15 protein-coding genes are annotated in these 14028 nt (G+C 68.7%); 8 read left to right on the top strand and 7 right to left on the bottom strand.

Translation table 11 applies throughout. The annotated features are described in order from the left end of the window. Nucleotides 1-44: 44 nt before the first annotated feature. The 3 genes from ACWEKR_RS25295 to ACWEKR_RS25285 form a co-directional block, all read right to left on the bottom strand. Nucleotides 45-374, bottom strand: coding sequence for a hypothetical protein (locus ACWEKR_RS25295; RefSeq protein ID WP_228829302.1), 330 nt, complete (start codon nucleotides 372-374; stop codon nucleotides 45-47). Between the two features lie 132 nt (nucleotides 375-506). Beyond that, a complete protein-coding gene (locus ACWEKR_RS25290) occupies nucleotides 507-803 on the bottom strand; it encodes a hypothetical protein (RefSeq protein ID WP_159846186.1) in 297 nt (98 codons plus the stop codon). After that, nucleotides 790-1014: a hypothetical protein gene (locus ACWEKR_RS25285; RefSeq protein ID WP_159846189.1), complete on the bottom strand. Its 225-nt coding sequence runs from the start codon at nucleotides 1012-1014 to the stop codon at nucleotides 790-792. Before ACWEKR_RS25285 ends, ACWEKR_RS25290 begins: the two co-directional genes overlap by 14 nt. A 98-nt stretch (nucleotides 1015-1112) precedes the next feature. On the opposite strand from ACWEKR_RS25285, the gene ACWEKR_RS25280 reads away from it, so the two are divergent. Then, nucleotides 1113-1904 carry an alpha/beta fold hydrolase gene (locus tag ACWEKR_RS25280; RefSeq protein WP_452356571.1) on the top strand — a complete coding sequence of 264 codons (792 nt, stop codon included), beginning with the start codon at nucleotides 1113-1115 and terminating at the stop codon, nucleotides 1902-1904. On the opposite strand, the gene ACWEKR_RS25275 is transcribed toward ACWEKR_RS25280, so the two are convergent. The 3 genes from ACWEKR_RS25275 to ACWEKR_RS25265 are packed head-to-tail and all read right to left on the bottom strand — an operon-like array spanning nucleotide 1888 to nucleotide 4855. After that, the gene (locus ACWEKR_RS25275) at nucleotides 1888-2514 is read right to left on the bottom strand and encodes a TetR/AcrR family transcriptional regulator (RefSeq protein ID WP_452356570.1); all 627 of its coding nucleotides are present in this window, start codon (nucleotides 2512-2514) and stop codon (nucleotides 1888-1890) included. The genes ACWEKR_RS25280 and ACWEKR_RS25275 overlap by 17 nt on opposite strands. Before the next feature lie 50 nt (nucleotides 2515-2564). Further along, entirely contained in the window at nucleotides 2565-3329 is a 765-nt protein-coding gene (locus tag ACWEKR_RS25270; protein WP_452356569.1) for a crotonase/enoyl-CoA hydratase family protein, read from the bottom strand. Then, nucleotides 3326-4855 (bottom strand): acetyl-CoA acetyltransferase, encoded by a 1530-nt coding sequence (locus ACWEKR_RS25265; protein WP_452356568.1) that lies wholly within the window; start codon nucleotides 4853-4855, stop codon nucleotides 3326-3328. Before ACWEKR_RS25265 ends, ACWEKR_RS25270 begins: the two co-directional genes overlap by 4 nt. Before the next feature lie 117 nt (nucleotides 4856-4972). Between ACWEKR_RS25265 and ACWEKR_RS25260 the strand changes: the two genes are divergently transcribed. The 4 genes from ACWEKR_RS25260 to ACWEKR_RS25245 all read left to right on the top strand — a co-directional run bounded on the left by ACWEKR_RS25260 (nucleotide 4973) and on the right by ACWEKR_RS25245 (nucleotide 9022). Continuing rightward, entirely contained in the window at nucleotides 4973-5716 is a 744-nt protein-coding gene (locus ACWEKR_RS25260) for a crotonase/enoyl-CoA hydratase family protein (RefSeq protein WP_452356567.1), read from the top strand. Nucleotides 5717-5892: 176 nt separating this feature from the next. After that, nucleotides 5893-6999 carry a DUF4185 domain-containing protein gene (locus ACWEKR_RS25255; protein WP_452356566.1) on the top strand — a complete coding sequence of 369 codons (1107 nt, stop codon included), beginning with the start codon at nucleotides 5893-5895 and terminating at the stop codon, nucleotides 6997-6999. 94 nt (nucleotides 7000-7093) lie between these two features. Beyond that, nucleotides 7094-8302: an erythromycin esterase family protein gene (locus ACWEKR_RS25250; RefSeq protein ID WP_452356565.1), complete on the top strand. Its 1209-nt coding sequence runs from the start codon at nucleotides 7094-7096 to the stop codon at nucleotides 8300-8302. 48 nt (nucleotides 8303-8350) lie between these two features. Next, entirely contained in the window at nucleotides 8351-9022 is a 672-nt protein-coding gene (locus ACWEKR_RS25245) for a class I SAM-dependent methyltransferase (RefSeq protein WP_159846209.1), read from the top strand. A gap of 4 nt (nucleotides 9023-9026) precedes the next feature. On the opposite strand, the gene ACWEKR_RS25240 is transcribed toward ACWEKR_RS25245, so the two are convergent. Next, on the bottom strand, nucleotides 9027-9617 hold the full coding sequence (locus ACWEKR_RS25240; RefSeq protein WP_159846212.1) for an alpha/beta hydrolase family protein: 591 nt from the start codon (nucleotides 9615-9617) through the stop codon (nucleotides 9027-9029). Nucleotides 9618-10029: 412 nt separating this feature from the next. Here ACWEKR_RS25240 and ACWEKR_RS25235 point away from each other — a divergent pair, with 412 nt between their 5' ends. The 3 genes from ACWEKR_RS25235 to ACWEKR_RS25225 all read left to right on the top strand — a co-directional run bounded on the left by ACWEKR_RS25235 (nucleotide 10030) and on the right by ACWEKR_RS25225 (nucleotide 13998). Continuing rightward, entirely contained in the window at nucleotides 10030-11865 is a 1836-nt protein-coding gene (locus tag ACWEKR_RS25235; RefSeq protein WP_159846215.1) for an acyl-CoA dehydrogenase, read from the top strand. 257 nt (nucleotides 11866-12122) lie between these two features. Continuing rightward, nucleotides 12123-12875 (top strand): MmyB family transcriptional regulator, encoded by a 753-nt coding sequence (locus tag ACWEKR_RS25230; RefSeq protein WP_452356564.1) that lies wholly within the window; start codon nucleotides 12123-12125, stop codon nucleotides 12873-12875. A 37-nt stretch (nucleotides 12876-12912) separates the two neighbouring features. Then, nucleotides 12913-13998 (top strand): DUF4185 domain-containing protein, encoded by a 1086-nt coding sequence (locus ACWEKR_RS25225; protein WP_452356563.1) that lies wholly within the window; start codon nucleotides 12913-12915, stop codon nucleotides 13996-13998. Nucleotides 13999-14028 lie beyond the last annotated feature (30 nt).

Here is a 14028-nt window from a genome sequence, read left to right as displayed (position 1 = left end):
CGCGAATCGGCAGCCGCCGCACCGCGACGGCGACCGCCCATTTCTCACCGAGGCTGGGCCGCCGACATGCATTCGCTGGCGATGCGACCACTGGCCGAGCGCGCCTTGTCCGCGTCCTCCTTGCTCATCCCCAGTGTTTCCTGGTTGGGAGCCTTGGTGTCGTATTCGTCGCTGATCATGATCCGCAGTCCGTCCTGCGAGATCCCCTGGTCGACGAACACCTTCGCGGCGCAGTCGGCCAGCTCTTTGTTCTTGAGGCCCTTGTCCTGCAACGACTTGGCGAGATCGGCCTGCGTCACCGTGGGCGCCGCCGTCTCTTCGTCACTGCCGCATGCCGCGAGCACCGGCAGCGCGATCAGCGCCGCGGCGATCATGCAGATCCGCACCTGACTCCTCTTCCTCGACTGACCACTGTCGGTGGCGTGGCCACCATAATGCCGTGTGCCGTCCAGCGGTAGTCGTCCGCGGTGACCTACGCGAGTCACGTTGCCGCACAACGCCCGGAATCAGAGATCCATCGCCGCACGCAGCGCGGTGTCGAGCCGTTCCAGGGTGTCGGTGTCCACCACATCCACCCGCTCGGCCAGCCAACCGCGGAAGATGCGCCCGATGTTCCCGGCGTGCACCCAGCCGTGTTCCTCTACCGGAACCGCGAGGATGTCCTGCGGATCGTCCTCGATCACCTCGGCCGCGATCAGCCAGGGGCGCGGCGATTCGTTGATGCCGTCACTGCTGATGAGCACCACCGTTCGGCGACGCGGCGAACCATGCGGGTTGTAGGTCCACAGTTCACCCCGACGCACGCATCTCCTCCTCGGCGGCCGCCAGCTCGGCCGCGTCCGCGGCGGCCTCGGCGGTCACATCCGACACCGGACCGACCCCGGTGCGCACGGCCTCCCGGCGCGCCGCTTTCGATATCCAAGCCGACGGCGACATTCCCGCGCGAGCTGCCGCCTGTTCGGCGTACGACCAGGCGGCTTCGTCCAGCGAAAGGGTGACCTTACGCGTTGCCATACCAATTATCCTACCGACAACACGCAACTCGGCGCCAGCCCTCGCCACACGGTCCGCGATCCCAACTGACGACAGGTGACTGCTGTTAGGGTTGGCACATGACGACGTTGCACCACCACCGCGTCGGCGCGGGCGAGCCGCTCGTGCTCGTCCACGGGGTCGGAAGCCGATGGCAGGTGTGGGAGCCGATCATCGACACATTGGCCGCGTCGTACGAGGTGATCGCGGTCGACCTGCCCGGCTTCGGCGGAACGACGCACCCTCTCGCGCACAACACGGTACCCAATCTCACCGAGGCGCTCGCCGAATTCCTCGCCGCGCAAGGGATCGAACAACCGCATCTCGCGGGCAACTCGATGGGCGGGCTGATCACACTCGAGCTGGGCGCCCGCGGGCTGGCCCGCTCGGTGACCGCTTACTCGCCGATCGGGTTCTGGGACACCGCGGGCCGGGTGTGGTGCCAGCAGTCGCTGGGCAAGTCGCGGGCGCTGGCGCGCAAGCTGCGTCCCGCCCTTCCGTCCGTCCTCGGCACCGCCGCGGGCCGGACCGTCTTCCTCTCGCTGGTCTTCGGCAAACCATGGGCACTGGATGCGAAGGTGGCGGTGGACACCGCACTCGGGGCGGCGGACGCGGCCGGCTTCGACGAGGCGATCGCCTCGTTCACCGACGTCCGGCCGCTCGAAATCCGTGCGCTGGCCGACATTCCGGTGACGATCGCCTGGGGCAGCCGCGACATCCTGCTCACCTACGCGACGCAGAGCCGCAAGGCACGCAGCGTTTTGCCCGACGCCGAGCACGTCACGCTGCACGGCAGCGGGCACACGCCGTTCTTCGACGACCCGGCGGGCTGCGCACAGGTCCTGCTGGAGACGATCACCCGTCGGCGGTAGGCGTCTGCCCGTCGCGGCCCGCGGGCGGGTCGAGCAAGGTGTCCGAGCCCGCCGTGCCGAGCAGGACGCGCACGGCGTTGCCCCACCGATGCCGCAGAATCCGGTTCCGGGACATGTCGCCGGTGAGCAACACGCGCAGGGCCTGGCCGGTCATGATCTCGATGGTGAACTCGGTGATGGTCGGCACCCGGGGGTCGTCGGGGAACTCGCGCCGGAAGCTGTCGCGAATGCTGGTGTGCATCACCTCGAACAGGCGGACCTCCAACGGAAGGAACGCCGCCCGCAGCTCCGGATCGGTCCGCGCGCCCACCCACATCTCCAGCGCCGCCCAGAACGACGGGCCGCTGAGCATCCGCATGGTCAGCTCGACGGCCGTCTCCAACCGGTCCGCGTCGTCCGGAATGGCTTGGAATTCGCTTGTCAGCTGGTCGAATCGGCGACGCGCCACGTGCTCGACAGCGCCGGCGAGCAGGTCGGCCCTGGTGGGGAAATGGTGCTGCAACGTCCCGCGCGGCACGCCCGCCCGCTTCTGCACCTCGAGCGTGGTGGTGCCCGCGTAACCGACTTCCACCAAGCTTTCCACCGCCGCGTCCAGCAACCGCGTGCGCATCCGCTCCCTGCGCTGCGCCTGCGGCTGCCGGACGTGTCCCGGCCCGCCCCTCAGCGACCCTGCCACTGCGGCTCGCGCTTCTGCGCGAACGCCAGCGCGCCTTCGGCGGCGTCCTTGGAGATCAACGCGGGCAGGGCGATCTCGCCTTGCTTCGCGAACGCCTCCGCGACCGGCCAATCCGGCGACTCGTCGATGATGCGCTTGCTCGCGGCCACCGCCAGCGGTGCGGCGGCGACGATCTCGGCCGCGAGTTCGAGCGCCACCGACAGCGCCGCACCGGGATCGGTGACCCGATTGACCAGACCCAGCTGGTAGAGCCGCTCGGCGCCGATCCGCCCGCCGGTGAGCGCGAGTTCGGCGACGATGCTGCGCGGCAACCGCTGGGTCAAGCGCAACACGCCACCGCCCGCGGCCACCAGACCGCGTTTGACCTCGGGGATGCCGAACTGCGCGTCGCGTGCCGCGACGATGAGATCGCCTGCCAGGGCAAGCTCGAAACCACCGGCCAGCGCGAAGCCCTCGACCGCGGAGATCATCGGCTTCACCGGGGGCTTCGCCGTGATGCCGAGCGGCCCTCGGCGCGGCGTCATCGGCATCTCGCCCTTCGACGCGGCGACGAGATCCATACCCGCGCTGAAGGTTCCGCCCGCCCCGGTGAGCACCAGCACGCGCGCGGAAGCGTCCGCTTCGAACTCGTCGACGGCGGCCTCGATGGCCTGGGCGGTGGCCAGGTCGATCGCGTTGCGCGCCTGGGGACGGTCGACCGTCAGCACGGTGACGGCGTCGCGCCGCTCGATCAGGACCGAGTCGTTCATCGGGCACTCCTCTCGGTGAGCAGGGTGAACGTGTCCGCGGCGAGCTCGGCGTCCGCGCCGAGCGGGTCGCCCGCGGTGAACGCCGCGAGGGTGTCGGCATCCGACGCCCGGACCAGTATGCGGGTCCCCGCGGGCGTCAACGCGCTCACCACAACGGCTTCCGGCTCGTCGGCGCGGTCGGGCGCGGGGCCCTTGCGGTAGGCCACGGTGTAGGACTCGACCGTGCCGGGCCCGGTGTACCCGGGCGCCGGTTCGCGCCGCGCCGCGGGCACTTCCGCCTCGCTCGCACGGAACAGCCGCTCGGGCGGCTCGGCCGAGTACACGCCGACGCCGTGCTTGGTGCTGTACCAACCGAGCGCCGTCACCAGGCCGTAGGCGTCGGGTTCCGCGCGCAGGATGCCGGACAGCGTCGCGATCGAGTGCGTCGTGTAGTTGTTGCCCGGCCCGCCCGCGAAGGTCAGGCCGCCGGTGACCGACAGCGGCCGGGCCGGATCATCGATCGGCAGGCCGAGTTCCTCCGCCGCGATCTGCACCGCGATCGGGAAGCACGAGTAGAGGTCGATGTGCGCGACGTCGTCGATCGCGATGCCCGCCGCACCGAGCGCCGCTTTGCCCGCGGCGGCGATGGCGGGCGAGCGGGACATGTCCGCGCGCTCGGAGACGAACCACTCGTCGGTCGCGGTGGCGCCCGCGTGCGGGAACACCCAGTGGTCCCGTGGCACACCGGCGGCGTCGGCGGCCGCCGCGCTGCACAGGATGAGCCCGGCTCCCAGATCGACGGTCAGGTTCGCGACCATCAGTTTCGGGTACGGCGTCGACACCATCCGGTTGGCGGGCGCGGGCGTCACGAGGTCGGCGGCGGACTGCGCGGTGGGCTGCCACGCGTACGGGTTGCGCGCAGCGATCTCCGACAGCCGCGACCACAAGGCACCGATCCGCTCGTTGTGCGCGGCCGCGCTCGACCCGAGTCTGCGGCGCAGCGCCGTTTCCATGAGCGCGTAGAAGTACACAGGGCCCCACAGGCCCGCGGCGGTCTCCATATCCGAGTTCGGGCCGCGATCGGAGCCGATGATCTCGTCGGGGCCCACGTCCTCGGGTTGATCGGGCCAGTCCACCGCCGTGCCGGTCCGCGCGGCCGCCGTCCCCGAGTACACCGCTTCGGCCCCGGTGAGCAGGGCGACGTCCGAGCGGCCGTCGGCGATGGCCTGGGCGACGCTGTTGACTAGCCGCTGCGGCGCGTCACCGCCGAAACGCACCGACTGCACGGTCCTTCTCGGGGTGACGCCGAGGTCGGCTGCGACGAGCGCACCCAAGTCGCCGTATGGGCGGCTGACCGGGGCGACGGCGGCGATCAGATCGGCCGACCGCAGCAGCCGGTCGCCGACGCCGCTGTCGGCGCCCGCCCGGCGCAGGGACTCGGCGGCGAGTTCGACCGGACCGGGCAAGCCCGGCTCACCCGGTCGGTGCACGACCTGCCCGGCGCCGACGAGCACCGGCGTCCTCGGGTCCATCCCGGCTGGCAGCATGTGTCCTCCGCTCCAGAACCGTCAACATTGACGGTAACTCGAGTTCGATTAGAACAGAGGCCCGGGTCTCGGGCAACAGCACGAGCGACCCAACTGACTCACGAGTAAGATTCGGGAATGGGCACCAACATCGCCGTGCGGTTCGACGATCATCGCGCGTACGTCATGCTCGACCGGCCGGACAAACACAACGGGCTGACCGTCGACATGCTCAACGGGCTGGTTGCCAGTGCGAAGCTGGTGGCTCGTCGCAGCGAGGTTCGGGCGGTGATTCTGTCCGGCAACGGACCCAGCTTCAGCAGCGGACTGGACGTCGCCGCAGCCATCAGCGATCCTCTGGCAATCGTCCGCAACTTCGTTCCCCTGCCCTGGCGCGGCACGAATGCCTTCCAGGAGGCGTGCTGGGCTTGGCGCCGCCTGCCCGTGCCGGTGATCGCCGCCGTCCACGGGCGCTGCTACGGCGGCGGGTTGCAGCTCGCGCTCGCGGCGGACGTCCGTTTCGCCACTCCGGACGCGGAGTTCTCGGTCATGGAGGTCAAGCACGGCCTGGTTCCGGACATGACCGGCGCGGCAACGCTGTCCAGGCTGATCGGCATGGACAAAGCCCTCTTGCTCGCGATGACCGCGGACACCGTGGACGCGGCCTACGCCGCACGGATCGGCTTGGTCACCGAGCTGGCGCCGGACCCCGTCGCGGCGGCCGAGAAGCTCGCCGACCGCCTCGCGACGCGGTCGCCCCACGCGGTCGCCGCAGCCAAACGACTCTTCGATAAGTCGTGGCAAGCATCCACCCGGCGAACTCTCGCCGTCGAGCGCGCGACCCAATTCCCGTTGATCATACGTAAGGCGATCGGTAGATAGCTGTAAATTTGCCAATATGCTGAAGACGGCTTCTCGCGACCGATTCCACTGCTAGCATTTGCACGATTTGCCAGCCAGTCGACTAGTGGTGCGAGGCACGCTGCGAAGGGTCTGTGTATCGCGGGACGTCTGTGTTTCGCACCGCTCTCGGGAAGAAACCGGAGGGCTCACAGACAGTGCGAAAGACCGCATCTTTCCTGCTCTCGGCGCTGACGGGCGTCTCGGCCCTACTCTGCACAGCGACTACCCCCGCCATCGCCAACCCGAACGCCATCAATCCGATTCCCGTACTCAACGGCACGACCGGTTTACCGAATCTGCTCGGCCGCACCAAAGCGGTCTTCCAGGTGACCGGCATGGCCAGCCCGAACAACACCCAGACCTACAACGTCCTCGGCACCGATCTCGGCATCATGTGGGACAACGGGCACGGCGAAATGCTCACCGCGTTCGGCGACACCGCGGGCGTCGGATTCCCCAATCTGCTCGCGGGCAGCATGTGGGCTTGGCGCAGCAATATCCTCCTGCGCAGCCACACCACCGATCCTGCCGAGGGCATCTTCTTCGACAGCGTGGTGCGGGATGTATTCGGCCAGGCGCGCGACTTGATTCCCAGCCCGAAGATCCCTTTCCTGGAGATCAGCCGCATCCCCACCGCGGGCATCTCGGTCGAGGGCGTGCAGTTCATGAGCCTGATGTCGGTGAAGACCTGGGACGACGTCGGGCAGTGGAGCACCAATTTCTCCGGGCTCGCCGTCTCCGGGGACAACGGCGAGACCTGGGCCGAACTGCCGGAAACGCGGCGGAACAACGAGGGCGGGAACGCCAACTTCCAGATGAACGCCTTCCTCTCCGACGGCGGGTACATCTACGAATACGGCACGCGGTCCGGGCGTAATCACACCGCCCACGTGGCCCGCGTCCGCGCGCCGGACATCGCGAATCTCGCCGAATACGAGTACTGGGACGGCCACGCGTGGCGAAAGAACGACGTGGATGCCGCCGCGCCGATCATGTTCGGTGTCGGTGAGTTGTCGGTGATGTACAACGCCTATCTCGGCCAATACATTTCGCTCACCACCGACCGATTCAATTCCGTGGTGATGCGGCGGGCTTCCTCGCCGGTGGGCCCGTGGAGCGAACCCGAAGTATTGATCGACACACGGGAATTGCCGAGCGCCTACGCACCCTCGATCTTCCCGTACCAGACCGGGCGTGATCTGTACTTCCTCACGACGGTGCACAGCCAGTACAACGTCCTGCTGATGCGCACCACGCTGTAGTACGGAGCGGCGAACCGACGCGGCGCTTGACCTCAACATTGGTTTATGTATGAGGCTGCATCGCGTTGGATCGTTCGTATTTCCGGGAGGCACCGTGCTCAACACCACCGTCGACGTCCGCGCCTGGCTGCGCGACAACGCCGCCGCGATCGACAGTTTCGATCCGGATGCGTCCGGCGCGGATCTCGACACACTGATCGCGCTGCTGGGCGCCGCCGACGTGGTCGGCCTGGGTGAGTCGACGCGGTTCTCCCGGCAGACCTTCGGGGTGCGCGAGCGGCTGTTTCGCGGACTGGTCGAACGGCATGGTTTCCGCGCCCTCGCCATTCAGGACAGCGCGCGCTCCGGCGAGCGCTGGGACCGATTCGTCACTACCGGCGCAGGCGACCCGGAAACGGTGCTCGCCGGGGCCTGGCGCCCATGGCGCACCGAGGAATCGGTAGCCACGTTGCATTGGATCCGCGCGTACAACCTGGCGCATCCGGAGGACCCGGTACGCATCTTCGGCGTCGAACCACCGCGTGCCGAGCCGAGCGACTACGACGCGGTGTTCGACCATGTGCGCCAGGTGGCGCCCGACCGGCTCGCCGCGATCGAGGCGCACCTCGCCCCCATCCGCACCGCACACCAGGTCGACGAGCATGTCCAGCGGCACCAGGGCACCCACCCCGGTCGCCCGTTCGTAGAGCATGCCGCGGACGCCCTCGCGCTGCTGGCGGAGCTGCCGGACACGAGCGAGCGGACCACCGCGCTTGCCCATGCCCGCCTGATCCTCGACTTCCACCGGCAGAGCGTCGCCAACCGAGGATTCGCCCGGGACGAACGGCCTACCGCGGAAAGGGTGCTGGAACGGCGACGCTCGACCGGCGCCAAGATCGTCTACTGGGACGGGCTCGCGCACACCAGCGGTCTTCCGATCGTGCTCGGCTCAGCCGAATTCCGCGGTACCGGAAGCTATTTGCGCGCTGAGCTGGGTGACGGGTACGTGTCCGTCGGTATCGGCTTCCACCACGGCGATCTCGGCGCGACCGTGGCGCCCGACCCGCAGCCGGACTTGGTCGATGCCGCACTGGGTGCGCTGGAACTCCCGGCCTATTACGTGGACTTGCACGCCGCGGCGCCGGAACCGGTCCGCGAGTGGCTGACCGGCCCGGCGAAACTGCGCACCATCAGCGGCGTCTACGACCCGGCGGCCGACGCCACGGCGCACATCCGGCTCTCCTCGCTCGTCGACGCGTTCGACGTGCTGATCCACCTGCGCGAGACCACGCCGGTGCAGTGGCTCTCGCAGGTATCGGACTGACTCCGGCAACCCACGGAGCGCGGGCCGCGCGATCAATAGACTCGAGATATGGACGCGGCCGACTGGGACGAGCGCTACGCGCAAACGGAATTGGTCTGGGGCGCACCGCCGAACAACACCGTGGTGGAGCACGTCTACGGGTTGGAACGCCGTGCGCCCCTGCAGACCACGCCCGAAGGCGAGGCGCCGGAGTTCCCCCGCGCGCTCGACTTGGCGTGCGGGGAGGGCCGCAACGCCCTGTGGCTCGCCACACACGGCTGGCAGGTGCACGCCGTCGACTACTCCCAGGTGGGCATCGACAAGGGCCGCACCGTGGCGTCGCGCCTGTCCCGCTCGGTCCGCAGTCGCATCACCTGGCAGTGCGCCGACGTCACAGACCTGGACGAGGCGGGGATCACCGGGCCGTTCGAACTGGTCTTGATGGTCTTTCTGCACCTGCCCGCGCAGCCGCGTCGCGCGCTGGTCCGCAAGGCGGCCGGCCTGCTCGCTCCGGAGGGCACCCTGCTCGTGCTCGGCCACGACACCACCAACATCACCGACGGCTGTGGCGGGCCGCAGGACCCGGCCATCCTCTTCACTCCCGACGACATCGTCGCCGACCTGGGCCCCCTGGCGGCGGCGAGCCAGGTGCGCGTGCGCCTCGCCGACCGCGTCTACCGGCCCACCGAGACGGGCGACGCGATCGACGCCTTGGTCATCGCCACCCGCCCGGCCGAGTAGGGAGTCAGGACCAGCGCTCCAGCCACGGGGTGACGGTCGCGGCGATCAGGTCGAACCCGGCCCGGAAGGCGTGCGGCTGTCCCGGGATGACACGGACCTCCGCGGCGTCGGCGGGATCGGGAATGCCGAACGGGTCGTTGGCTCCGTTGACGACCACGACCTCGATGTCGCCGGGTGCGAGCAGTTCGTCCCGGCGCGAGTTCTCCGGCTTGCCCGGCGGATGCAGGGGGAACGAGAGCGCGAGCACGCCACGGGCCCGTGCCGCGACCGCCGTCCGGCAGGCCACCCGAGCCCCGTTGCTACGCCCACCCTGGATCAACGGAATGCGCTTGCGCCCCCGCAACCGAGCGACGACCTCCAGCCACGCCTCGTCCTGCTTGACCGCCGACCCCGGCGCGCGCCGCCCCGCAACCCGATACGGCTGCACCACCCGCGCGACCCCGCCCCCCAACCGCAGCGCGGCATCCCGCACCGCGAGCAGGTCCTTCGCCTCCACCCCACCACCCGCGCCATGCGTGAGCAGCAGAAGAAACGCGGGCCTACGCGGCTGTTCGAGCTCGACCTCAGCCGGCCCGGCACTCGTCTCGATCCGCATCGAAGTCATTCTGCCGCGCCGGTTCCACAACACCCGCGAAGCCGCACCGCCACGCCTCGACCTCGGTAGAGGAACCGAGATCGAACGTCCGCCCGTTCGCGGCCCGGCCCGCTTCGAGCAGCCGCTGGACAGGCGACGAGCTTCACCACCAACGCACCTCGACCACATCTTTCGAGCGAAGCGAGACCGAGCATCCGCCGTTCGCGCGAAGGCGCGGCAAATCAAACACTGTAAAACGCGTCACATTGCCTGCTCAGCTCTTTGCGCAGTCATTACCGGCCGGTAATATGTTACATAAGTTACCCGCGAGTAGCATGCGGAAAACCGGCGACGACTACCCGGTGGAGCGAACAACGGGCGGGAACGGCAACCATACCGACCGCACCAACTCAACGGAGAGTGAGTACTGACAATGGGTCACTACAAGAGCAACGTCCGCGACCTGGAGTTCAACCTCTTCGAGGTTCTCGGCCTCGGGTCGATCCTGGACAGCGGCGCCTACGGCGATCTCGACACGGACACCGTGAAGGAGATGCTCAACGAGGTACGTCGCCTGGCCGAAGGTCCGCTCGGTGAGTCGTTCGCCGACGCCGACCGCAACCCGCCGGTCTTCGACCCCGAGAACCACACGGTCACGTTGCCCGAATCGTTCAAGAAGAGCTACCGCACCCTGCAGGACGGCGGCTGGGACAAGCTGGGCATCGCCGAGGAGCTCGGCGGCCTGCCGATCCCCCGCGCGGCCTACTGGGCCGTCGCCGAACTGATCCTCGGCGCGCAGCCTGCCGCCTTCATGTACGCCGCGGGCCCCGGCTTCGCGAACATCTTCTACAACAACGCCACCGACGAGCAGAAGAAGTGGGCGCAGATCGCCGCCGAGCAGGGCTGGGGCGCCACCATGGTGCTCACCGAACCCGACGCCGGTTCCGACGTCGGCGCCGGCCGCACCAAGGCGATCAAGCAGGAAGACGGCACCTGGCACATCGAGGGCGTCAAGCGGTTCATCACCTCCGCCGACTCCGACGACCTGTTCCCGAACATCATGCACCTGGTGCTGGCCCGCCCCGAGGGCGCGGGACCGGGCACCAAGGGCCTGTCGCTGTTCTTCGTGCCGAAGTTCCACTTCGACCACGAGACCGGTGAGCTGGGCGAGCGCAACGGCGTCTTCGTCACCAACGTCGAGCACAAGATGGGCCTGAAGGTCTCGGCCACCTGTGAGGTCACCTTCGGCGGCCACGGCATCCCGGCCAAGGGCTGGCTGGTCGGCGAGGTGCACAACGGCATCGCGCAGATGTTCGACGTCATCGAGCACGCCCGCATGATGGTGGGCACCAAGGCCATCGCGACCCTGTCGACCGGTTACCTGAACGCGCGGGACTACGCCAAGGAGCGGGTCCAGGGCGCCGACCTGACCAAGATGACCGACAAGGCCGCGCCCCGCGTGACCATCACCCACCACCCGGACGTGCGCCGGTCGCTGGCCACCCAGAAGGCGTACGCCGAGGGCCTGCGGGCTGTGTACCTCTACACCGCCGCTCACCAGAACGCCGATGTGGCGCAGCTGGTCTCGGGCGCGGACGCGGATCTGGCCGCGCGGGTCAACGATCTGCTGCTGCCGATCGTCAAGGGCGTCGGCTCGGAGCGGGCCTACCAGTACCTGACCGAGTCGCTGCAGACCTTGGGCGGTTCCGGCTTCCTGCAGGACTACCCGATCGAGCAGTACATCCGCGACGCGAAGATCGACTCCCTCTACGAGGGCACCACCGCCATCCAGGCGCAGGACTTCTTCTTCCGCAAGATCGCCCGCGACCGCGGCGTCGCCCTGGCCCACGTGGCCGGGCAGGTGCAGAAGTTCATCGACGCGGAAGCAGGCAACGGTCGCCTGAAGGGCGAGCGCAAGCTGCTGGCCACGGCGCTGGAGGACGTGCAGGCCATGGCCGCCACGCTCACCGGCCATCTGATGGGCGCGCAGGAGCAGCCGAGCGAGCTGTACAAGGTCGGCCTGGGTTCGGTGCGCTTCCTGCTCTCGGTCGGTGACCTGCTCATCGGCTGGCAGCTGCTGCGCCAGGCCGAGGTCGCCATCGCGGCCCTCGACAACGGCGCGACCGGCGCCGACGAGGCGTTCTACAACGGCAAGATCGCGGTCGCGCAGTTCTTCGCCCGCAACATCCTGCCGGAGCTGACCGCCACCCGCGCGGTGCTGTCCAACCTGGACAACGACATCATGGAGCTGGACGAAGCCGCGTTCTGACGCGCGCACGCCCGCCTCGGCGATGCGCTGGCCCGTCCGCCGGATCGCGGCCGGACAGAGCGACGGCGAGGCAGCTGCAGACGGCACGACGGCCCGGAGATCTTCTCCGGGCCGTTGTCGTCTAGATTTGTCGTTTCGTGACGTTCGATCACCGCTCGACGCCGATCCTCTCCGGTAGATTGCGTGCTCCCGGGAGGCCACAGCAACCTTCCGCTTCACATAGTTCGGCAAAGGACATGTCGGCAGAGGTGCCCGAGGTGACGCGCAACGCAACTGGCATCGGCGCTTATCTGCGCGAACGACGCCTCGCCGCGGGGCTGACGGCCGCCCATCTGGCAGCCCGCGCCGGACTCACCGAGGCCGGACTGGACCAGATCGAAACCGGGGCGGTAGCGCCGAATCACCCGCTGCTGCAGCGTTTGTTCGACGCGCTCGAGGTGCCGATCTGGTACCGCAAGCACATCGTCGCACTGACCCAGCCGAGCTTCTTCGCGACGGCCTACGGACCCGGCCCCGATGTGCCGACTCCGGACGATCAAGCCGACCTGCACAGCCTTCCCGACCCGGCCTGCTATCAACGGATGCCCACGCAGGATCTGGTGGAGGCCAATTCCGCCTACCAGCGCGTGTTCCCGGGTGCGGTGGCCCGTGGGAACGTGCTGGAGTGGATGTTCCTCGACGCGGCGGCGCGACGGGTGATGGTGGACTGGGCCGTGGAGGCGCATCTGCTCGTCGACGCCTTCCGCTTCCTGTCCCCCCTCGCCCCGCGCGAGCGCGTCGAGCAGATCGCCGAACGCTGCCGCCGCTCCCCCGATTGGGACCGCATGTGGACCACCGAAGTCCGCGCCGCGGGCATCCCGCGCCGCCGATTGCAGGTGCGCGAGCTCGCCACGGGCCGGGTCCGCACGATGAGCATGCGGGTCTACAGCCCCGAACTCCCGGAACGCCCGTGGTGGCTTTTCCGGCTGGTGACGATCGGTCGAACGCCCGAGGCTCGGGCGCGGATGTAGGCGACAGCGCGACGGCGAGCGGGCAGAATGACCCAGCATGAGCCGATCGCTGTCCGCCCTCGCCCGAACCGGCGCGCTCGCCGCGGTCCTCGCGGTGGCCGCGGCCGCGCCCGCCGGAGCCGATCCGAACAACGTCATCCCGATCCCGGCCCTCAACGGTATTCACGGCCTGCCCCGACTGCCCGGACCGACCGAAGCGGTGTTCCAGGTGACCGGCATGGACAGCCCGAACCGCACCCAGAGCGTCAACGTGCTCGGCACCGACCTCGGCATCATGTGGGACGACGGCAACGGCCGGATGATCACCGCCTTCGGTGACAGCGCGGGTCTCGGCGTCCCCAATCTCCTCGCGGGCAGCATCTGGGCGTGGACCAGCAACGTGCTGTTCCGCAGTTCTTCGCACGACCCGGCCGAGGGCATCCTTTTCGACGACGTGGTCCCGAATCCCTTACCCAGCCCCAAGATCCCGGGCATCGAGATCAGCCTGATCCCCACCGCGGGCATCGCGGCGGGTGGCGTGCAATACATGAGCCTGATGTCGGTCCGCGAATGGGGCGACCACGGGAAGTGGAAGACCAACTTCTCCACCCTGGCCGCCTCCGGTGACGGCGGCACCACTTGGACGCAGCTCACCCACACCCGGCGCGCCAACGTCGACGGCCACGAGAACTTCCAGCAGAACGCCTTCCTGAAAGCGGGCGGCCACGTCTACCGCTACGGCACGCCCGCGGGCCGCAACAACCCCGGATTCGTCTCCCGGGCAAAGGAATCCGATATCGCGAATATCGACGCCTACGAGTACTGGGACGGCAAGGAGTGGAAGCCAACCGATGCCAAGACCGCGGCTCCCGTCGTCGGCGGCGTCGCCGAACTTTCGGTGATGTGGAACGACTACCTCGGCCAGTACGTCATGCTGACCACGGACCCGGCCAACAGCGTCGTCCTGCGCACCGCGCCCGCGCCGGAAGGGCCGTGGAGCGAACCCCGAGTCCTGATCGACGCCCGCTCCCTCCCCACCGCGTACGCGCCCATGATCTACCCCTACCAGACCGGCCGCGATCTCTATTTCCTGGTCACGCAGCACACTCAGTACAACGTGCTGCTGATGAGAACACCGCTGTGAGGCTGCGAGCGTCCGCCCGGTCCGGCGACT

It is taken from the genome of Nocardia sp. NPDC004573 (assembly GCF_053602135.1).
Note: the sequence above shows the minus strand (reverse complement) of the source record. Positions and strands in the feature narration are given on the sequence as shown.